The organism is Halomonas llamarensis (genome assembly GCF_023555005.1).
In the GTDB taxonomy this organism is placed as follows: Bacteria; Pseudomonadota; Gammaproteobacteria; order Pseudomonadales; family Halomonadaceae; genus Vreelandella; species Vreelandella llamarensis.
Map to the genome: position 1 here is coordinate 39,029 of NZ_JAMJPJ010000020.1, position 20,804 is coordinate 59,832.

19 protein-coding genes are annotated in these 20,804 nt (G+C 56.9%); 5 read left to right on the forward strand and 14 right to left on the reverse strand.

Features of this window, described 5'->3' with window-relative positions:
- Positions 1–52: 52 nt before the first annotated feature.
- From pstB to M8006_RS12105, 4 genes are all read right to left on the reverse strand, one after another.
- Entirely contained in the window at positions 53–862 is an 810-nt protein-coding gene (gene pstB, locus M8006_RS12090) for a phosphate ABC transporter ATP-binding protein PstB (RefSeq protein WP_250082531.1), read from the reverse strand.
- A complete protein-coding gene (pstA, locus tag M8006_RS12095) occupies positions 856–2,229 on the reverse strand; it encodes a phosphate ABC transporter permease PstA (protein ID WP_250082532.1) in 1,374 nt (457 codons plus the stop codon). Before pstA ends, pstB begins: the two co-directional genes overlap by 7 nt.
- Positions 2,226–3,362 (reverse strand): ABC transporter permease subunit, encoded by a 1,137-nt coding sequence (locus M8006_RS12100; RefSeq protein ID WP_250082534.1) that lies wholly within the window; start codon positions 3,360–3,362, stop codon positions 2,226–2,228. Before M8006_RS12100 ends, pstA begins: the two co-directional genes overlap by 4 nt.
- Positions 3,363–3,464: 102 nt before the next feature.
- Positions 3,465–4,412, reverse strand: a complete 948-nt coding sequence (locus tag M8006_RS12105) for a PstS family phosphate ABC transporter substrate-binding protein (RefSeq protein WP_250082536.1) — start codon at positions 4,410–4,412, stop codon at positions 3,465–3,467.
- Positions 4,413–4,537: 125 nt separating this feature from the next.
- Here M8006_RS12105 and M8006_RS12110 point away from each other — a divergent pair, with 125 nt between their 5' ends.
- Entirely contained in the window at positions 4,538–4,978 is a 441-nt protein-coding gene (locus M8006_RS12110; protein WP_250082537.1) for an acyl-CoA thioesterase, read from the forward strand.
- 66 nt (positions 4,979–5,044) lie between these two features.
- Here M8006_RS12110 and M8006_RS12115 read toward each other — a convergent pair whose 3' ends face one another.
- The 4 genes from M8006_RS12115 to hexR form a co-directional block, all read right to left on the reverse strand.
- A complete protein-coding gene (locus tag M8006_RS12115) occupies positions 5,045–6,145 on the reverse strand; it encodes a TRAP transporter substrate-binding protein (RefSeq protein WP_250082539.1) in 1,101 nt (366 codons plus the stop codon).
- Positions 6,146–6,249: 104 nt separating this feature from the next.
- Positions 6,250–6,729 (reverse strand): phosphate-starvation-inducible PsiE family protein, encoded by a 480-nt coding sequence (locus tag M8006_RS12120; RefSeq protein WP_250082541.1) that lies wholly within the window; start codon positions 6,727–6,729, stop codon positions 6,250–6,252.
- Positions 6,730–6,786: 57 nt separating this feature from the next.
- Entirely contained in the window at positions 6,787–8,985 is a 2,199-nt protein-coding gene (gene uvrD, locus M8006_RS12125; RefSeq protein ID WP_250082543.1) for a DNA helicase II, read from the reverse strand.
- A 76-nt stretch (positions 8,986–9,061) separates the two neighbouring features.
- Positions 9,062–9,919 carry a transcriptional regulator HexR gene (gene hexR, locus M8006_RS12130; RefSeq protein ID WP_250082544.1) on the reverse strand — a complete coding sequence of 286 codons (858 nt, stop codon included), beginning with the start codon at positions 9,917–9,919 and terminating at the stop codon, positions 9,062–9,064.
- Positions 9,920–10,201: 282 nt separating this feature from the next.
- Here hexR and M8006_RS12135 point away from each other — a divergent pair, with 282 nt between their 5' ends.
- Entirely contained in the window at positions 10,202–10,423 is a 222-nt protein-coding gene (locus tag M8006_RS12135; RefSeq protein ID WP_250082546.1) for a PA3496 family putative envelope integrity protein, read from the forward strand.
- A gap of 102 nt (positions 10,424–10,525) precedes the next feature.
- On the opposite strand, the gene ltrA is transcribed toward M8006_RS12135, so the two are convergent.
- The 3 genes from ltrA to M8006_RS12150 all read right to left on the reverse strand — a co-directional run bounded on the left by ltrA (position 10,526) and on the right by M8006_RS12150 (position 14,831).
- Positions 10,526–11,914: a group II intron reverse transcriptase/maturase gene (gene ltrA / locus M8006_RS12140; protein ID WP_250082548.1), complete on the reverse strand. Its 1,389-nt coding sequence runs from the start codon at positions 11,912–11,914 to the stop codon at positions 10,526–10,528.
- A gap of 527 nt (positions 11,915–12,441) precedes the next feature.
- Positions 12,442–13,785 carry a sodium-dependent transporter gene (locus tag M8006_RS12145; protein ID WP_250082550.1) on the reverse strand — a complete coding sequence of 448 codons (1,344 nt, stop codon included), beginning with the start codon at positions 13,783–13,785 and terminating at the stop codon, positions 12,442–12,444.
- Positions 13,786–13,976: 191 nt separating this feature from the next.
- Positions 13,977–14,831, reverse strand: coding sequence for a DUF72 domain-containing protein (locus M8006_RS12150; RefSeq protein ID WP_250082552.1), 855 nt, complete (start codon positions 14,829–14,831; stop codon positions 13,977–13,979).
- 29 nt (positions 14,832–14,860) lie between these two features.
- Here M8006_RS12150 and M8006_RS12155 point away from each other — a divergent pair, with 29 nt between their 5' ends.
- The 3 genes from M8006_RS12155 (at position 14,861) to M8006_RS12165 (ending at position 16,784) form a co-directional block, all read left to right on the forward strand.
- Positions 14,861–15,274 carry a fluoride efflux transporter FluC gene (locus M8006_RS12155; RefSeq protein WP_250082553.1) on the forward strand — a complete coding sequence of 138 codons (414 nt, stop codon included), beginning with the start codon at positions 14,861–14,863 and terminating at the stop codon, positions 15,272–15,274.
- A gap of 4 nt (positions 15,275–15,278) precedes the next feature.
- Entirely contained in the window at positions 15,279–15,683 is a 405-nt protein-coding gene (locus M8006_RS12160) for a fluoride efflux transporter FluC (protein ID WP_250082554.1), read from the forward strand.
- 333 nt (positions 15,684–16,016) lie between these two features.
- Positions 16,017–16,784 carry a FadR/GntR family transcriptional regulator gene (locus M8006_RS12165; RefSeq protein ID WP_250082556.1) on the forward strand — a complete coding sequence of 256 codons (768 nt, stop codon included), beginning with the start codon at positions 16,017–16,019 and terminating at the stop codon, positions 16,782–16,784.
- Here the strand turns inward: M8006_RS12165 and M8006_RS12170 are convergent.
- From M8006_RS12170 to M8006_RS12180, 3 genes are read right to left on the reverse strand one after another with little or no spacing between them, the layout of a single operon-like run.
- Positions 16,781–18,049 carry a M20 family metallo-hydrolase gene (locus tag M8006_RS12170; RefSeq protein WP_250082558.1) on the reverse strand — a complete coding sequence of 423 codons (1,269 nt, stop codon included), beginning with the start codon at positions 18,047–18,049 and terminating at the stop codon, positions 16,781–16,783. The genes M8006_RS12165 and M8006_RS12170 overlap by 4 nt on opposite strands.
- A gap of 22 nt (positions 18,050–18,071) precedes the next feature.
- Entirely contained in the window at positions 18,072–18,773 is a 702-nt protein-coding gene (locus tag M8006_RS12175) for a DUF1028 domain-containing protein (RefSeq protein WP_250082559.1), read from the reverse strand.
- Between the two features lie 11 nt (positions 18,774–18,784).
- The gene (locus tag M8006_RS12180; protein WP_250082563.1) at positions 18,785–20,179 is read right to left on the reverse strand and encodes a YfcC family protein; all 1,395 of its coding nucleotides are present in this window, start codon (positions 20,177–20,179) and stop codon (positions 18,785–18,787) included.
- Positions 20,180–20,804 lie beyond the last annotated feature (625 nt).

The window sequence follows — 20,804 nt, forward strand, 5'->3', positions numbered from 1 at the left end:
AGTGCTCCTTATCGTGGTGTTCGGGGGTATCGGGTTGTTGGCTGCAACGGCGTCATGTCATGCGACCGGTAATATAGTCTTCCGTCCGCTGTAAGTGCGGGTTGGTGAAAACTTGATCCGTCGGGCCGTACTCAATAAGCTCGCCGCCGTGTAAAAACGCGGTGTAATCCGATACGCGTGCGGCCTGCTGCATATTGTGGGTAACCAGTATTAAGGTTAGCTGAGATTTTAAGTTACGAATCAGCTCCTCGACTTTTAGCGTTGAAATAGGGTCAAGCGCCGATGCCGGTTCATCTAGCAGCAAGATATCGGGTTGGACGGCGAGCGTGCGGGCAATCACCAAGCGCTGCTGCTGACCGCCAGAAAGCTGCCACGCGGATTTATGTAAGCGATCTTTGACCTCATCCCAGAGCGCCGCCGAGGTAAGCGCCCACTCAATGATGTCGTCGCGTTTGCGCTTAGACATGCGTTTTTGCAAACGCAGCCCGAAAGCAACGTTTTCATAAATTGACATCGGAAACGGGTTCGGCGTTTGAAACACCATGCCAATACGTCGGCGCAGTTCCGATACCTGCATGTTATCGGCATAAATATCTTCACCCTCAATGGTGATTCGGCCGCTGTGTGTGGCGTTTTCGTTTAAATCGTGCAATCGGTTGATCGCGCGTAACAGTGTCGACTTACCACACCCTGATGGGCCGATAAACGCTGTGACTCGGTGGCGCGGCACGCTAAGCGTTAACTCACGCAACGCGATTTTCCCTGCGTAAGCGAGGCTAAAGCGTTCAATATTCAGGCAGCTTTGTTCAGCGCTAAAGTGCGTCAGATAAGCTGCATTCGAAACGTGTGGCGACGCTAACATGACTGCCCCCGTTGATGGCGTAAATAATGACGCAACAATATGGCAGTAAGATTAAGCACCAGCACAATGACCACCAACAGCAAGGCGGTAGCGTAGACCAGCGGCAAAGCGGCCTGCATATCTTCGCCGTGATAGGCGGTGTCAAAGAGGTGATAGCCCAGGTGCATAAACTTGCGTTCGACGTGCAAATAAGGGAACTCGCCATCCACCGGCATTTGTGGTGCCAGTTTTGCGACACCCACGAGCATCAGCGGTGCGACTTCGCCCGCCGCGCGGGCGACCGCCAGAATCATCGCGGTGAGCATCGCCGGGGCGGCCATGGGCAGCACAACACGCGTTAGCATTTCAAGACGGGTTGCGCCAAGGGCGACGGCGCCTTCGCGCTGGGCATCGGGGATACGCGCAAGCCCTTCTTCGGTAGCGACAATCACCACCGGCAGAGTCAAAAGCGCCAGCGTTAACGACGCCCATAAAAGGCCGCCGGTGCCGAAGGTGGGCGAAGGCAACGAATCGCTAAAAAACCACGCGTCCAGAGAGCTGCCGATGCCGTAGACAAAGACGCCTAAGCCGAACACGCCGTATACAATCGATGGCACACCCGCCAGGTTGCGCACACCTATGCGCACGAGCCGCGTAAGACGCCCCTGATGGGCAATTTCATTTAAGTAAATCGCCGCCAGCACGCCAAATGGCATGACGATCACCGACATCACCATCACCATCAGTACCGTGCCAAAAATCGCCGGCCAGACGCCGCCGCCGGTATTTGCGGCACGCGGCCCTTCACTCAAGAACTGCCATACGCCTTGGAACCAATAACGTATTTTTTCCCACCACGCCATGGCGTTAGGGCGATGGGCGCGATAAATCTCATTGAGTGGTTGGCGTAGCGTCTCTCCGGTGGCGCTTTGCAGCACAAGCGTCGCGTTTGAGCGCTCAAAGGTGGTATGGGCAAGTGCTGTCGTTAATGCGTGCCAAGCAGCATCGCCTTCTAGATGATCGCTCCCTGACTCAAAAGCCGAAAGGTAGCCGATAAAGTCACCCCAGGGGCTGCGCTCCAAACGCACGAGCGCGCGTGGCGTACTGCGCTCGGCGATACGATCAATCGCTACCCAGCGCCAACGGTGGCTATCCAAGTCGCGGTTGCCGGTGAAGTAGAGGCGCTCTTCGCCATCGCGATGCGGCAGCGGCGCTTCACGCACCGCCTCGCCGGCGATGATTTCGCCCGAATCCAGTGTGACGCTTTCCAGCGTCGCCGGCCAAAAGTGGCCCAGACCACGGGTCAGCAGCAGTGTCAGCAGCGCGGCGAGCATCAAAAGTGAAAGGGCAACGCTTGCGGCGCATAGCCAGGGCCATAGGCGGCTCATCCTCTACCTCCCATGTCGCTTAGGCGAGTTCGCAGCCGTAGCCGCACCACTTCGGCCAGGGTATTGACCAAAAAGGTAAACAAAAATAGCACCAGCGCGGCAAAAATCAGCACATGGTAGGTGCTACTGCCGGGGGCGGCTTCCGGGAGTTCAATGGCAATGGCGGCCGCGATGGAGCGCATGCCTTCAAACGGGCTGGCGCTGAAAAGGGCGGTATTGCCGCTGGCCATCAGCACAATCATGGTTTCACCGACGGCGCGGCCAGCGCCGATCATCACCGCCGAAAAAATCCCAGGCCCAGCTGCTGGCAGGGCGACTTTCCACAACGCCTGCCAGCGGGTTGCGCCGAGCGCCTGTGCGCCTTCAAGCAGCGAGGGGGGCACATCGGCAAGGGCGTCTTCCGCCAACGCATAAATGCTAGGAATCACGGCAAACCCCATGGCCATGCCGACAATCATGGCGTTGCGCGTGGCGTAATTAATCCCGAGCTGTTGATCCAGCCACTGGCGAAGGTCGCCGCCGATCAGCGCTTGCTCAACGCCAGGCGTTGCCCAGAGCGCGATGAACGTCATGGCGATGAGCCAGGGTATTAGCCATAGCCCGGCCCAGCTGAAGGGTAGGCGCTTGCGCAAAGACTGTCGTGCGCGATGCCATAACACCCCGGCCAGTAGCGTGCTGAGAGGCAACCACACCAGCAACACTAGCGTGATAGCTAAATGACGCTCGACCCATGGCGCTAAAACCAGCCCGGCGATAAAACCCACCACAACGCCGGGGATCGCTTCCATCATTTCTAGTGCGGGCTTTACACGGCTGCGCAGCCGCAGTGGCATGTAGAGCGCGGTATAAATCGCCGCGCCTAGGGCGATGGGTAAGGCCAATAACATCGCCGCCAGGGCAGCCTTTAAGGTGCCCCAGGCCAACGGTGAGAGCGTGTCCAAGGTAAACGTCCCCGCCATGGAGAGCAGAAGAAAGCTTTCCCAGAGTAAAAAAATGCCGATGGCCAAAATGGCGGCCAAAACGGCAAACGCACCCACCGTAATGGATGCCGTTGCGAGACGGTCGAGTCGTTGGCGCCTCGGGTCCGTAGAGCGCGTCAGCGCTGAATGTGTGGGCCGAGATGGCGGGGTCATGGCAGTGGAATACAGCTGTAGGGAGTGTGAACGTCGCGCATGGCGCTATCTCCTGAGAGTCGCTTAGCGTAAGACATGTTTGTGACATTTCCGTGACAACGACTACCGGCGGGCTTGCTGCTGGCGTACCGTCTCTGACAGTGGCACAAAGCCAGCGGTACGGGCAATTTTCTGCCCTTCGGGTGAAAATATCAGCGCCAGCAGGGCATGCTCAGCGGGCGGCAATGGTTCATCGGGCGGTGCGTTAACGTAGAGGTATAAATAGCGCGACAGCGGGTAGGCCCCGGTTTGAATGGCCTCTTCGCTGGGCGCGATGGCGTTGCCGTCACCGTCGTAAAGACCCACGGCTTTCACCAGTGCGTTTAAATGTGAATAGCCCACGTAGCCCATGGCACCGGGGGATTCGCCTACTGCAGCGACCACTGGCGAGGTGCCCGGGTGCTCGCTGACATTGTGGCGAAATTCACCGCCGCAAAGCGCGCGTTGTTGAAAGAGCTCGTGGGTGCCCGAGGCGGTGTTACGCCCATGCAGGGCAATATGACGAAACGGCCACTCGGACGGGCCCAGCAGTGTTTCCCAGCGGGTGATAGGGGCGCTTGCACCGCACTCACGCGAGGTCGAAAAAATGGCATCCACTTGGCGTTGTGATAGTGTGTTGAGCGGGTTATGGCGGTGAACAATCACCGCCAGCGCGTCGCGGGCGACTTTTAGCTCCAGCGGCGGGTAACCATAGCGCGTCGTAAACGCCTGCTTCTCGTCAGGTGTCATCTGGCGTGACATCGGGCCCAACCGGGTGGTGCCGGCGATTAGCGCTGGCGGCGCGTTGGCCGAGCCGGCGGCTTGGAATTGAATTCTCACTTCAGGATAGCGCTGCTTTAGCGCCTCACCCCAGCGCAACACTAAGCCCGCCATGGTGTCAGAGCCGACCGCCCCTAAAGTGCCGCCCACCGGCGACGCCTGCGTATCGGCGCGTGGAAACGCCAACCCCAGTAGCAGGGTAAGCCAAATGGGCGCGGCTCTACGGCATAAAGATAAAACGCGACTATTCAAACGCGCATCCTCTTATGGTTAACTGCAACCAATTATTGCGACGCAGCAATAAATGTTGCTGTGGATAAAGCGCTAAAACTCAGCTTTCCTATTTCACCACAATAAACACAATAAGCGACGCGATTATGACGTTTTCAAATAACGAGGCTCTTTTGCATAACGAAGTGGATGACATACCTGCCCCCGCGGGCCAGCTAACGCTTAAGCTATTGGCTTCACGCCAGGATACCAACCTTTATGGTGATATTTCCGGTGGCTGGCTGATCAATCAGATGGATCAAGCAGCGGAACTAGCGGCCGGGCGTGAAGCGGGCGGCCGTAACGCGACGGTGGCGGTTGAGGCAATGGATTTTCTCAGCCCGGTGCGTGTAGGGTCGATGGTGAGTGTTTACACGCATGTGCGTGAGATTGGTCATAGCTCAATTAAGATTGATGTCGAAGTCTGGGTACGTCCGCCTCATGGCCAGAGCCTACATGAACGACAAAAGGTCACCGAAGCGCACTTTGTGATGGTGGCGCTCGATGACAACGGGCGCATTCGCGCCGTGCATGGCAGCGATGGTTAATAGGCCTTGAGCCTAGCACGCCACCGGGGCGTTTAGCCGTACCCCGGTGGCGCGGCAATCGCGCCGTTAGGCGCCGACGTTTGCGCGGGCTTTCAGGTAGGTGAATAAGCCGCTGTCCGTTGAAGGACGTACCGTGTCCTGGAAAGCGCGATAGGAATCGTACACTTTCTTGGAGTCGGCATCGTTTTCGGTTTGCTCGCGGATCACCTCGTTTGAGGCCTCATAAAGTGCTTGCATCACGTCTTCCGGGAAGGCGCGAAGCTTGACGTCGTGCTCGTTAACCAGCGTCTCCAGCGCCTGTGCGTTGCGGAAGGTGAACTCGCTGATCATGGAAAGATTCGAGGCGCGAGCGGCTTCGGTGACCACGGCTTTCAAGTCGTCGGGCAGGGCATTCCAGGCGTCTAGGTTGACGGTGCCTTCGAGGATGGCACTTGGTTCGTTCCACGCCGAGGTATAGTAGTAATCCGCCACTTGGTGCAGACCGAAAGCCAAATCGTTATAAGGGCTTACCCAGTCGGCCGCGTCCAGTGAGCCGGTTTGCATGGCGGTGAAAATTTCGCTGCCGGGCATGTTAACGGTGGTTACCCCGATGCGGTTCATCGCCTCGCCCGCCAGCCCCGGCAGGCGCAGTTTTACGCCCTGTAGGTCATCCAGCGAGTTAATCTCTTTTTTAAACCAACCACCGGGTTGCGTCGTGGTGTTGCCCACCGGGAAAGGTTTGAGGTTATGCTTGGCGTACACTTCATCCCAGAGTTCTTGACCGCCGCCGTAATACAGCCAGGCGTTGGTTTCTTGGGCCGTCATACCGAAAGGCACGGCAGTAAAAAACTGCGACGCCGCGACCTTGCCGCGCCAATAATAAGAGGCCGAATGGCCCATTTCCGCCGTGCCTGCGGAGACGGCATCGAAAACTTCGAGCGCCGGGACCAGCTCGCCCGCGCCATGAACGCGCACGCGCATGCGCCCGCCGGAAAGGCTTTCAATGCGCTGAGCAAATTCGTTGGCGCCAGTCCCCAGCGCAGGAAAGTTTTTCGGCCACGAGGTGACCATGTTCCAGGTGACGGTCTCTTGCGCCTTGGCGGTGGAAATAAACGGCGCGGCAGCGACACCGGCGGCACCCAGGCCGGCGGTTGTTAGGGTGTTTTTGAGAAAGTGACGGCGTTGCATAATGAGCAAGACTCCGAACAGGTATGGTTTTTATGTAAGCGCGCAAGGCGCAGTGTCCGCAAGCCAGTATGCGTTAAAGCGATTTTTGCCCGCAAGCTTTCTGATTACTCATCGGAGGCGTCTTTCATGCGATTGGCATGACGCACCAGCCAATAGCAGCCTCCCAAAGCCAACACCGCCCCGGCGAGTGCGCCAATTTGCCAAGGGTCAATGACTTCCATATCCAGCACCATGAACTTGCGCACCAATGCCATAATAGCAATCAGAACCACGATTTCGACGTGAATAAAGCCTTTTCCGCTGGTCATCGTGCGGATAATGGAGTTGTTGAATTCCATCGCAATAAGCACGGTGAGAATCATATCGAACAGGGCTTGGAACACGCGGTAGTCGAACGGGTCGCGGCTTTCAATGAACAAAAGCTGCACCACATGAATCACCAGATAGTACATAGCGACCAGCACGGCACCGGCAATGGCAACGGTCAGTACCAGCGAGACCAAGCGTTCAAAACGGTGGTAGCCGCTCAGTTCGGACCAGCCGTTGCACACTTCAGGGAATAGGCGTTTTAAGCGTTGTTTCATAAGGCCCTCTTTACGGCGTATAGATGCTGTAAGCCCTGAAGCACACAGGCGTCATGTCTACAGTGGCGTCAGCTTGGCAAACCCTAACACCAGCCATTTAACCCCTTCGCCTTCAAAGCTTACCTGCACGCGGGCACGGGCGCCTTCGCCCTCAGCGTTGAGAATGATCCCCTCACCGAACACCGGGTGTTCCACCATTTGGCCGACGTGCAGGCTGGGTAAATCGCCGTCGCCTTCCACGCTTTGCTGGGCGAAGCTTGAGCGCTGCGCGGTGACCGGGCGCGAGACTTGGCCGCGTAGGCGTACTTCTTCTAACAGGTGCGGTGGTAACTCGCGCAAAAAGCGCGAGGGGCGGGGGAAAATTTCCTTGCCGTGCAGGCGCCGGGTTTCGGCGTGGGTGAGGTAGAGTTTTTGCATCGCGCGGGTGACGCCGACGTAGCAAAGGCGACGCTCTTCCTCCAAGCGCCCGGGCTCTTCAAGCGACATCTTGTGCGGGAACAGCCCTTCTTCGACGCCGGCGATAAACACCACCGGGAATTCTAGCCCTTTGGCCGAGTGCAGCGTCATCAGCTGTACGCTGTCCTCGAACGCTTCGGCTTCGTGGTCGCCCGCGTTGAGGGCAGCCTCGGATAAAAACGCCTCCAGCGCGGCCATGCCCTCGCCAGCCTCCGGGGCGTCAAATACATCGCCCTGGGTAAAGGCGCGAGCGGCGTTGACCAGTTCTTCTAAGTTTTCCACCCGAGCCTGGCCTTTCTCGCCCTTTTCGCTTTGGTGGTGCTCAATCAAGCCGGTGCGGGTGATGGCGCGATTGATGATCTCGTGTAGCGAAAGTCCGGCGGCGTCGTTATCGAGCTGCTCGATCCGGTTGGCAAACGCTTGTACGGCATTGGCCGCTCGGCCTTTGAGCGTGCTGTCTTGTGCAGTGTCGTGAAGCGCCTGCCATAGTGAGACGCTGTGCTCGCGGGCGTGCCGACGGATAATTTCCACCGTGCGCGTGCCGATGCCGCGAGTGGGCACGTTAATCACCCGCTCCAGTGAGGCGTCGTCGTCGCGGTTGAGCAAAAGGCGCAGGTAGGCCAGGGCGTTTTTGATCTCCAAGCGCTCATAGAAGCGGTGACCGCCATAGATGCGGTAAGGCATGCCTTGGCGAATCAGCGACTCTTCGAGTAGCCGCGATTGGGCGTTGGAGCGGTAGAGAATCGCCATATCGTGACGGTTCAAGCCTTCGTCGACTTTCTCCTTGATGGTATCGACGATAAAGCGTGCTTCTTCGAGATCGTTAAACCCGGCGTAAACCGAAATCGGCGCGCCCTCAGCGCCTTCGGTCCACAGGTTTTTTCCCATCCGTTCGCTATTGTGGCTGATCAGCGTGTTGGCGGCTTCCAAAATCGCGCTAGTGGAGCGGTAGTTCTGCTCCAGGCGTACGGTTTTGACCTGGGGAAACTCCTGCTCGAAGCGGCGGATATTTTCCACTTTGGCGCCGCGCCAGCCGTAGATCGATTGGTCATCGTCGCCGACTACGGTCATGGGAATTTCCATGCCGGTGATCAGCTTCAGCCAGGCGTACTGCAAAGTGTTGGTGTCCTGAAACTCGTCCACCAGCACGTGGCCAAAGCGCGCACGGTAGTGGGCGAGCAGTGCCGGGTTATCGCGCAGCAGCTCCAGGCTTCTGAGTAGCAGCTCGCCGAAATCCACCAACCCGCCACGATCGCAGGTTAGCTGATAACGCTCATAAAGCTCGACCATCTGCCCTATGTAGGCATCGCCGGCAACGTCGACCTGATGTGGGCGCAGGCCTTCTTCTTTGCAGCCGGAAATGAATCCCTGCACCTGGCGTGGCGGGAAGCGTTCATCGTCGATGGAGAAGTCTTTCAGCAGGCGCTTGACCAGGCGTAGCTGGTCATCACTATCGATGATCTGAAAGTGCTGCGGCAGCCGGGCGTCCTGCCAGTGGGTGCGCAGAAGCCGGTGGGCGATCGAGTGAAAGGTGCCGACCCAGACGTGGCGCAGCGAAATACCCAGTAGCGTCTCTAAACGGGTGCGCATTTCGCGCGCGGCCTTGTTGGTAAACGTCACCGCTAATAGCGCATAAGGCGAAAGCCCTTCCGCCTGCATCAGCCAAGCGATGCGGTGGACCAGTACGCGGGTCTTGCCGGAGCCGGCGCCCGCCAGCACCAGTAGGTTGCCTTGCGGGGCGCTTACCGCCTCACGCTGATCGCCGTTGAGCTGATCGAGAATCGCCGTGACGTCATCCATAAAAGCCGCTGCCGGGGTCGAAAAATGATCGCTCAGTCTACCACAGAGAGGTTAACCATAGACGTCGCCTGTTCTCCTACTGGCCCTCTTCGGGAAAGCGCAGCGGGTTGAGGCTCTTTTTCACCGCTTTGAGTTGCTCGGCAAGCTTGGGACCGCGGGTTTTGGCAACGCCCACCGCGAGCACGTCTACCAACACTAGATGGGCAATCCGCGAGCTCATCGGGGTGTAGATTTCGGTGTCTTCGTGGACATCAATATAAAGCGGCAAGCTCACCTCTTTCGACAGCGGTGAGTCGCTGGGGCATAGGCCGATGACGGTGGCCCCGGCTTCGCGGGCAAGTCGAACGCTGGCGATCAGCGCCTTGGTGCGCCCGGTTTGCGAGATCGCCACCACGACGTCGCCTTCTTTGAGCGTCACCGCCGACATATTCTGCATGTGCGGATCGGCGTAGGCCGAGGTGGAAATCTGTAGGCGGAAAAACTTGTGCTGGGCATCAAACGCCACCGCGCCGGAGGCGCCGAACCCATAAAACTCTACCCGGTTGGCCATCGCCAGCGCATTGACCGCGCGGCCTAGGGCGTTGTTGTCTAGGCGGTCGCGCACCGAGAGAAGCGTGCCCACGGTGGAATCGAAAATGCTGTGGGAGAACTCGGCGACCGAGTCGCTATCGTTCATCGAGAACTGTGCAAACTGGGTGCCGGTCGCGAGCATTTGCGCCAGCTGGAGCTTGAAATCCTGAAAACCGTTGCAGCCTAGCGCACGACAAAACCGCACCACGGTAGGCTCGCTTACCTTGGCTTCAGTGGCCAAGTCCACGATTCGCATGTGGATCACTTCTTCCGGGTTTCGCAGCACAAAGCGCGCCACTTTTTGCTCGGAGCGGCGAAAGTGCTCCATGCGGCGTCTCATTTCATCGAACAGGGCGCGGCTCACGGTCAGCTCCTTCGTTATTGATGTGTGCGGTGCAAGTAGCGTTTAAGCCAACAGTATGCCTGAGTCATGAGCAAAATGGGCAGCATCGCGGTTGTGTCGGACGGCGCGTTTAAAAGGCGTGGACGTTTTTTTGCTGTGGCCTTCATCATTTTGTCAACTGCGTTATAGTAAAACGAGCAGTGCCGCACTGCATCATCACGGAAAAACGGGATGTAGGCAGGCGGGAAACGTCACTGTGGATAAGGTCAGCTGTTGAAAACAGCCCCCGAAGGAGCGTCGATTATGCGTAATGTCGAACGAGTCACCTCGGTTAAAAGCGAACTGCTCGATATTTTTATGAGCATGGAAGTCGATAAACACACCCAGCGTAAGCGCGCGTGCGCGCAACGCAACTTACGCGCCCGCCGTGGCATTGAGCTGCACCGCGAGTTCCAGAAGCTCTCGCAAGAGATTGCGGATTTGCCCGAGCACGACGAAGAACCCATCGAGCACGAACTGCACTAAACCTAGCGCTAAGCCTGTGCGGGTCGCCAAATCGAGTAGGAAGGGGAGTCGCCTCCCCTGTCCTCTCACACCACCGGGCGTACGGTTCCGTACCACGGCGGTTCATGAACAACGGTTAAGCCATCTTACCGTATCGAGTATTGAGATCAGCCCTTGGTTGTTGAACCATCTCCTCGGCAGGGCATGATTCATGTGCGAGGCTCCTGCATTCCACCAGGGCCCTCGCCCATTGCCCGCCGATTTCCAAGCCCGGTATGCGTCCAGACCCAGCCCTCGCAGCTTACGCCGCCGAGTTGCTGGGCGTTTCCATTGCCGCCAGATCAGACCGCGTAAGCGGCGGCGTATCCATTGATCCAGCGCTTCCAGCGGGCGCTTTACATCAACGAGGTCAAAGTAGTTGGCCCAACCCCGCAGGGTGGGTGCCAACTCCTTGATCACTCGCTGGATGTGACGCCCCCTGCCACGCTTCAGGATCTCACGGACACGCTGCATCATACGCTTCAGACTGGTCTTGGCGAGCGTCAGTTTCGACTGCTTGTGCCGAGTAAGACTGTAGCCCAGGTAGCCGCGTTTCCATGGCCGATCCACCGCACTTTTCGTACGGTTGACCGTCAGCCGAAGTGAGCTCTCGAGATACTCACTCAAGCTCTCCATGACACGCTCGCCTGCTCGCTGACTTTTGACATACACCTGCACGTCATCAGCGTAGCGGCAGAAGCGGTGGCCTCGGCGTTCCAGCTCCTTGTCCATGTCGTCCAGCAGGATGTTCGCCAGCAGCGGGCTGAGTGGCCCGCCTTGGGGCGCGCCCTGCCGCCTTGGCGTGGGCAAGCCGTGCTGGAACATGCCCGCCTCCAGGTAGCGGCGGATCAGACGCAGCACGCGCTTGTCGTCAACGCGCCGCGCCACCCGGGCCATCAGCAGGTCGTGATTCACGCGGTCGAAGAAGGCTTCCAGGTCAAGATCGACCACCCAGCGGTGACCGGCGGTGACGTGGGCCTTCATGGCCAAGGCGGCCTGCTTGGCACTCCGCTTGGGGCGGTAGCCGTAACTCGACGCGGAGAACGCTGGGTCGAAGATCGGCATGAGCACCTGGGATAGCGCTTGCTGGATTAAGCGGTCGGTAACCGTAGGAATACCAAGCTGCCGCGTCCCACCCTTGGGTTTGGGGATCGTGGCGGCTCGGATCGGGCTGGGGTGATACTCATCGGCCAATAGCCGCTCGCGCAGCGTTGGCCAGTACTGCTTTAGGTGATCACCCAGTTGGTGCACCGTCATGCCATCGACACCCGGGGCGCCTTTGTTGGTGACCACCCGACGGTAAGCTCGCTCCATGTTTTCCGGGTCAACGACCCGTTCCATGAGCGAGGTTGACTCCGCTTTCGTCCACGATAATGACGCCGGGCTCGTCTCGACGCTCACCGGCTGGGGCGCGGCGTACTGCGCCTGCCCTTCTGGGTGAGTGACGGTATTAGCGTCGGTTTCTGTCTTCATGATCGATCCTCGAGACGTTATCGCCTACTCGCGGTTCTTCATGTTCGGCCCTTGGTGCCGGGGTGAACCGGCACTTACTATGGCTTCGGCTGACGTCTGGTGGTCCATCCCGTCGCCTCTCGACGCCGGTAGCACCGTGGCAGACCACCAGACCTCCCAGGGTAAGACGCGCGACCTTCCTCCTACCTACCCGCCGCATTTACTATCGCCCCTTCCGGATAGCGATGGGGCTTTGAGGATCATTGCACTCTCGCCCAGGTGCGATAGCCTCGTATGCGATTTCTGTTCGTCGGGCCGGGAGTTTGCCTTCAGCTTCCTTCAGATTCTGCCTTGCGGCAGACACCCTTGCTGTTCAGCTAACGGTTCCCGCTATCAGGGTCCGTAGGGGACTTTCACCCCCAAGTCATCCTGAGGCACCACCCCCAGGAACAGCACCTGTCAAGGCGCTACGCGCCATGCCTGGCGCACAATAAAAACGCCCTGCCGTGGCGGCAGGGCGTTGGGGTTATCGTGGTAGCGCCGGTTTTTTACATAAAGCCGGTGACAAATACCGCAATAACCCCAATGGGCGCGATGACACGTGCCACGATATTCCACACGCTAAGGCCGGTAGCAGAGAGTTCAAGCTCTGTTTCCACACTCTTACGATCCAAGCGCCACGCAACAAAGACAACGGCGCCCAAGCCAGTCAATGGCAGCAGGATCTTCGCGGTGAAGGTATCCAAAAGATCGAAGATATTGAGTCCGAAGATCAAAAACTCAGACCAAACGTTAAACGACAGCAGCGCCGCGATACCCAGTAGCCACACGGCAATACCGCTGACGATCGTGGCCGTAACACGCGGTAATGACGTGCGTTCTTCTAGCATCTCGACCGTTGGTTCCAGCAACGAAATGGCCGAGGTGAGCGCGGCAAAGGTCAACAACAAGAAGAACATCAGGCCGAGAATGACACCGGCGGCCATGTTGCCAAAGGCGTTGGGTAGCGTGATAAAGATCAGCCCTGGGCCTTCTCCGGCATCTAAGCCGTTGGCAAATACGATAGGGAAAATCGCAAGACCGGCGAGTAACGCAATCACCGTATCAAGAATAATCACCGTACGCGCTGTGCTGAGTAGCTTGACGTCTTCGCCCAGGTAAGAGCCGTAGGCCATCATGATGCCCATGCCCAGCGAGAGCGTGAAGAACGCCTGTCCCATCGCCGCTAATACCACGCCGCCATCTAGCGCGCCCCAGTCAGGGCTGAACATGAAGGCAAGTGCTTCGCCGAAGTGGCCGGTGGTCATGCCGTAGCCGACCAAAATCAGCATCAGGACCACAAGTGCTGGCATCAAGGCGCGCACCGCGCTTTCAAGGCCCTTGGTAACGCCGCGGGCAACAATGCCAATGACCAGCAGCATAAAGGCCGAATGCCATAAGAGCAGCGTACCGGGGCTTGCCAGCATACCGGTGAAGATCGCCCCGATACTGTCCGCATCCTGGCCGTTAAAGGTACCCATCACTGCGCTTAAGGTGTAGTTAAGCGACCAGCCGCCAATGACACTGTAAAACGACAGGATTAAGAACCCAGCCAGCATGCCGCTGAAACCCACCAGGGCCCAAGCTCTGGTTTTGCCGCTCTTTTCGGCGAGTTCCGCCATGCTATCGATGGGGTTTTTCTGCCCGCGTCGGCCAATCATCCACTCGGATATCAAAATCGGCACGCCCACTAATGCCACGCAGGCGAGATAAACGAGTACGAACGCTGCACCGCCGCTCTCACCGACAAGGTAAGAAAAGCGCCAAATATTCCCTAAGCCGACCGCGGAACCCGCAGCGGCGAGCACAAATGCCATTTTCGATGACCATTGCGCATGTGCAAGTTTTGCCATACATCACCTGTTATTGGATTGCGTTGTAGTACTTTGTTTTGTTGATGCATTAACGCACCGTTTCGGAATGTGACGTGCGAAAACAGCTAAAGATAGCTGCAATCGTATGTCGAATTGCCAGCGTTTTCCGAAAGTAAGGGCAATTTATCTGATCAAGCGCGTGCATGCCAGTCGGGTTAGCTGAAAAGGCGTTAAAACAGCGGGGCTTGCTTTGCCGCCGCAAATGCAGGGAGCTTGGGTAAGGGGGTATGCTCAGCCAGCTGTTGATATAGGTGGTGAGCTAGCGCCGGTGAGTGTCGATTATCCGCAGTATGCACAAATAAGAAAGGGGTTTTCCCCTGATTTATCCACAGACTGAGCTGCTTTTTCCACGGCTCGAAATAGTCACTGTTAATGCGTTTGTCAAGATGGCCAATGTAACGAATCACCGGATTTTCTGCCGTGGAAAGCACGTGTAACGGGAGTTTCGGCTTTTCTTGCTGGGCATGTGCAAGGCCTGGGTAGCCTTGGGATGGCGTGGAAAAGAGCGGGCGTACATCCAGCATCACACGGTTAGCATGAAAAGTTATCAACAATTGGTTAAGGTCGCGCTCGGCACTTCCTTTGTGGAAAAATTCTGGGTGGCGGACTTCCACCGCGCAGGGCAAATGGGCGGGCCAGGCAGCGAGCAACGTTTCTAATTTGGGTAGCTCGCGAGGGCCAAAATCGCGTGGCAGTTGCACCATGGTCGGGCCGAGTCGGGAATGTAACGGGGTGAGCGCGTCTAAAAAAGCCCATGCCGCGTCTAAGCGGTTTAAGCGTTGCTCGTGAGTCACATAGGCCGGCAGTTTAAAGCAGAAACGAAACGCTTCGGGCGTTTGACGTGCCCAAGCGCTGACCGTCGCGGCGTTCGGGGTACCGCTGTAAAACGTGGTGTTGCCTTCCACGCTAGTAAAAACGGCGGCATAGTCACGAAGCAACTCGGTTCTGGCATGGGGCGGGTAGAGGCTACCTTGCCAATCAAGGTTTGCCCACATCGGCAGGCCTAAGTAGAGCGGTGGTGTCATGGCGTAGAATCTAATGTTGGAGAAATGGCATGTTAACAGTGACAGGCCTGATGGGCGTGATGTTCGGCGGTGCATTAGGCGCCTTGCTGCGCCTGTGGTTAGGTAACGCGGTTTCGCGCCGCTTGGGTGAGCGCTTTCCTTGGGGCACGCTGACGGTGAATTTGTCGGCGGCGCTCTTGCTCGGCGCTGTATTTGGCGCTTGGCAAGTGCTTGAGGTGTCGCTCGATGGTTTAGGCTGGGGGATCGCCGCCGTGGGGCTTTTAGGCGGCTACTCCACGGTGTCGTCGCTGAGCCTGCAAACGCTCACGCTGTGGCAGCAAACGCGCCGACAAGCGGCAGCGAACTATCTGCTAACCAGTGTGGCGGGCGGCATTGCCTTGGCCGCTGTGGGCTATGTTACGGGCTCTGCGACGGGCGATGTGTTTATGCAGGTGTTGGGGTAACACTATGACAGCCCGTCATCCAGGTGATAACAATTCACTCAAAACCTATGCCGCCGTTGGCTTTGGCGGAGCGCTCGGCGCCGGGTTGCGCTATGTGATCGCGATAGGTGCCCTGCAAACGCTGGGGCCTTTATTTCCCTGGGGAACGCTCGCCGTCAATATGATTGGCTCGGGGCTCATTGCCTGGCTGGCAGCCCATGCGCTGATGCACCCGCAGGGCCACGTTTCCCGCTGGCATCGCTTTTGGTTTGCCGGTTTCTGCGGCGGTTTTACCACCTTCTCTCTTTTCAGCTTAGAAGCGCTACTGCTTTGGCAGCGTGGGCAAGCGTCGTTGGCGGTGCTTTATGTACTGATGAGTGTCAGTGGCTGGATTATCGCCGCTCAAGTCGGGCATAAATTGGCACGCTAAAAAGCGTAAGTCGTAAACTCGCGAAAATAATGGGGTTGACATAAATTAACTATTAAGTGGAAGTTAATGTTTATCATACATAATGAAACCATGGGAATGATGTTTAGCTGACCATTGATAATAAAAGTGGAGTTTTCTAAGGCCGGTGGATCTTTCACATGGGTAGCCATAAAAAGCCGCAGGCCAAGGCCACCATGCCCTTTGCTTCGACCTGTTAACGAATATGTTCGCTGTTATAGCCCTTGTCAGCCGCCAGCAGATCCCGGGACGGTTTAAACGCTAGCGAAACGTCGGCTCTGGCTCTGTTACCCTAAACCTCTTCATAGACAGGCAGTGATCGATAGCATGGTAAAAAAAGCATCACCACGGCGTCCCTACCAAGTGGCCGAAACCATTAAATGTTGGATTGTGGATCGCCATCTGAAACCTGGAGATCGACTTCCCAGCGAAGCAGAACTCATTGAAATACTAAACGTATCGAAAGGGACGGTGCGCGAAAGTACGCGGGTATTGGAAGCCCAGGGGCTAGTAGAGACGCGCACCGGTCCAGGTGGTGGTGCTTTTGTGAAAGCAGTGAGCGATGAAAAAGCGGTGTCTTTATTAAGTAATTATTTGTTCTTTAAAGATATTTCCGTCCAGGATATTTATCAGATTCGCTTGGCACTGGAGCCTGAATTAGCCGCTTCGTTAGCCGGTAAGGTCAGCCAGCAAGACATGGCGCGCTTGCGTGAGAGTCTGCACAGCTATGACACGCCGTGTGAAGATATCGAAACCGAGCGGCGGCAGCATTTCGACTCGCTGAACTTTCATTTGATGCTCGCGGAACTGGCAGGTGGGAATCAACTGCTCACTTTTATTATTCGCTTTACGATTCAAATACTTTCAGACTTGACGATGTATCACCGCCTCTATGAGCCCGTTACCCATGATCTGGGTCAGACGGGCTGTCGGTATCACGCCGAAATTTTGGATGCCATTGAGCTTGGGGACGCTGACACTGCCTTTCAAATAATGCGCGAGCACATGCTGGACGCCCAGCGTGTCATGAACCACCAGGAAGCCCAAGTCAGGCGTGCTTTCTTGCCTGAACTTTTGGCCTAGCGGCATCTAAAGGCATCAAGTTGCTGCAAAAATGCCATGATAACTCGTACCGCCGCTTCGCCATCTTCGGCTGAAATGCTTTCGTCGGGATGGTGGCTCAAGCCCTCTTTACAACGCACGAAAAGCATGCCGATATCAGTGACATCCTGCATGGCCAAGCCATCATGCCCTGCGCCGCTAAACATCCGGTCGGTGGGTTGTTCCACGGTCGCGCAGGCTTGCTCTAGGCCATGCATGATCCATTCGGCGCAGTGAGCGCCATCGGCTCGATAGGTGTTGTCCATTGAAAGAGTCAGTTCCCGGCGTTCAGCCACTTCGTCCAGGGCGGCCTGAATCGTCTCATGACCTCGTTGCCTTGTTTCTGACTGCGGGGAACGAAGTTCGACCGTAAAGGTGACCGAGGCGGGAATCACATTCACCGCATTGGGGTGGACATCCAACTGCCCGACGACGCCGACCAGGCCCTCCGTGGTTTGCAGTACCCTGTCCACGGCCAGCACCATTTCGGATGCCCCGACCAGGGCGTCGTGGCGGCCCGGCATTGGGGTCGTTCCCGCATGCCCCGCCTTGCCGCTCACCGTCACTTGATGACGTTCAATACCGGTGAGAGACGTAACAACACCGACGGCATGATCATGCTGTTCCAATCGAGGTCCTTGTTCGATATGCACTTCCACAAAACCCAGCGTATTGGCAGGGTCACGGGCCAGGGCAGGAATGCCATCTGGTTCTACGCCGAAGCTGCGCAGCGCCTCTTTTAAAGAAATCCCTTGTTTATCGCGTGCCTTGAGTTGCTGTGGGTCAGTGGTGCCGGCGAGCGCACGGCTGCCAACAAGTGTCGTCGGAAAACGCACGCCTTCCTCATCACCAAAGGCGACGACTTCTACTCCGTAAGGTAGCGTAATGCCTTCACGGCGCAGGGCTTCTAACGCGATCAGTGGGACGGCTATACCGAGCATGCCGTCGTACTTGCCGCCTTCAACGACCGAGTCCTGGTGTGATCCCAATGTCAGTGTAGGCTTGCCAGCTTGAGCATTGGGGCAGCGACCGACCAGACTGCCTGCAGCATCTAGTTCGGGGGTCAGGCCTGCGAGTTCCATCCACTGTTCAATCAGGGGGAGCACTTGGCGGTGTTCGGGCGAGCAGAACAGTCGTGTTACCCCAGGGCCGGGCTGAGAGTAACGCGCTGCTTCGTCTAGACGGGTTAATAAATCGTGCCCTATCTGACCTTCAGCGAACGGAGCGTGCGGGGTGTGTTGAGGCATAAAAAACTCCATCAGAACGTCATCAGCGCAGCGGTAGCTGTTGCCAAAATGCTTTAAAATCGGCCGCTCTAAAGCGTGTTTCAAGCTTTCGCAGCGCTTCAATAACGTCTTCTGCCCAATCGACCCGGAGGTCAATGGGCGGTTGAGAAAAAGATTCGATGCGTAGCGCGGCCGAGCGTGTACCTCGGACATCACCACCCGCGACAAGAGCGGCCTCCAGCGCGGAGAGTAAATGGTTGAGCAGTTGCGGGTCGTGATTGGGAGCAAACTCGGGGAGTGCGCTATCTTGCAGGACGGCTGCACTGTTGAGCGAGCTGAGTTGGATAAAACGCTCGGCCAAAGACGCCACTACCTCGGGGCTACCTAGCATATTGCCCGCCGTTGCAACGCTTGGGTATAGGCTGGTGGCGACACTGGGTAGGTTAGCGTATCCGTTATGCGCACTGGCTTGCCCATGACTATCCATGACGAGGCATTGGCGATGCTCGGGATGGTCATCGCGAGAGACTGCTACTTGCAGTGCCTCAGTCGCGGATGCGCCTTGGCTCAGTGCGTCGTAGATCAGTACGGGATACCAGGGGTTGGTGTAGCGGCCTTGGGTAACGCACGCGCCTTTGCCCCGCCAGCAATGATGAACGTAGCCACCCACCGCCACGCCACCGGTTGCGGTAAGCGTGGCCACGGAGCCTGTTTCAGGGTGAACGTGAACAAGTGAAAGCGTCATAAGATTGCTGATCAATAGCCCGTGTAATGGCCGATGATCAACCCCACCCAGGCTAGCAAATAGACCACAACCATAAAGGGCAGAATGGCTTTTAACCATTGCGCATAGGAAACGCGGCCAAGGGCCAGCATCGCAAGGGTGCCGCCTGAGGTAGGTACAATCAGGTTGGTCAAGCCGTCGCCGACCTGAAAGGCCGTGATCATTAACTGGCGGCTCATGCCGACCAAGTCGGCGACAGGAATCAGGATTGGCATGGTGACCAACGCCTGCCCGGAGCCCGAGGGCACGAACAGGTTGATAACGCCTTGGACGACACTGGCCCCGATGGCTGAGAACAGCGGGGGAATGTTGTCGATCATGGTGCTCAAGGAGTTGACAATGGTGTCGATAATCACGGCTTGCTCCAGAATGACCTGAATCGACGCCGCGACCCCGATCACCAGCGCGCCTGCGGTGACACCCGACGCGCCCTCCATCATCTGTTTGACAATACCGTTGGCCGAGAGGCCGTTGAGTGCGCCGATGATGATCGCCAACAACAGAAAGGTGGCGGCAATCTCATTGATATACCAGCCGCGGGTAAAAACGCCGATCAGCATCCCGGCCAAACCACCAACAAAAACGACCATCGTTAAAATATTCCGCTTGGTCAGTCGGTATTCGCTTAGCGGTTTGCTTAACGACTCGGCGTTGTCCGGCTCTTCAAAGTCCATCTTGACGACGCGTTTGCAAATATACAGCGACAGCAAGGCGAGCGATGTAATCACCATGAGGGTACGCAGCCAGGCGCCCGAAAAAGTGGGTAACTCGGCAATCCCTTGCGCCACACCAACGGTGTACGGATTGATCGGCGACAGCGCGAAGCCGATACCAATACCACCCACCGCCATTGTGGTGCCTACCAAACTTGAGCACCCAATGGCGCTGGCAATGAGCACGGCAATGGGGACGAGCGCGATATTGTTTTCAAACCCCACTGCAACACCAAAAAAACCGTAAATGAACGTGCCAACGGTAATGATCATGTTGCGGCGTTCGATCCCGACGCGGTGAACCGCGACGCCAATGGCGTTTTCGAGCGCACCGGTTTTTTGCAGGATGTGGAACAGGCCGCCAGCGATAAATACGATAAAGAGATATTGCGAGGCAGAAATCAGGCCTTCCGGAATCGCCACGAAAATATTGAAGGGCGACATGGCGGCCACGTCGTTTAAATACCTGAACGAGTCGGCGATGACGACGGTACGCCCGTCCTGTGTCGTTCGCTCAAACTCACCGGGAGGAATAATAAAGGTCAGCAGATAGGTCGCGACCAAAATCATGAAGATCAGCACCATTGGGTCCGGGACCGTTTGGTACCATTTTTTGCGAGGATGAGCTGCCGCCGCCGTGTTGTGTTCTGTCATGGGAGACCCCTTGCTTATTGTGTGTCGCAGCGTGGTGCTCATTGGCACCTTATATTCAATTTATCATGATAAATTCAGCGGTCAAGTAAGCGACGCAAAGCAGGTACAGCGACGCTCTGTCCAGAGAGTGGATCGATGGTAGTGGCCCAATGAGTTCTGAAGAGGGCAATGAAATTTAATATCTAGCGCTACTTGTCCGATAATTGCATTTGCAGGCACCGTTCTACATCCAATGGTTCGGACAGTTTTATGACGCGATAGCGCAGTAGTGGCACATCTCCTCAGCAAGGGAAGCATAAATCGCCGCTGAGGCTTTTTGAGACTGGATATCTGCTGCAAGACCGTATTGACTATTTCCATGAAAGCCTGCGTTCGGGTCGTGGTGTTGTGAGAAACCTCATTATCTGAGCATCAGGCTTTCTTTAAAACTGTCCGAACCATTGATCACGATAGCGCGGGCGAATTTTTGCCTGATTTGTAAGAGATCTCTTACAAGTATGTAAGACATCTCTGTCACTTGCCCTTCAGGCCTTGCTCTTTGGCCCCCGCTCGCTATTCTAATCGCTTCTCATTTACTCGTCATGATCCAAGGAGCGGCACAATGGCAGACGGGACTGGCCTGCAA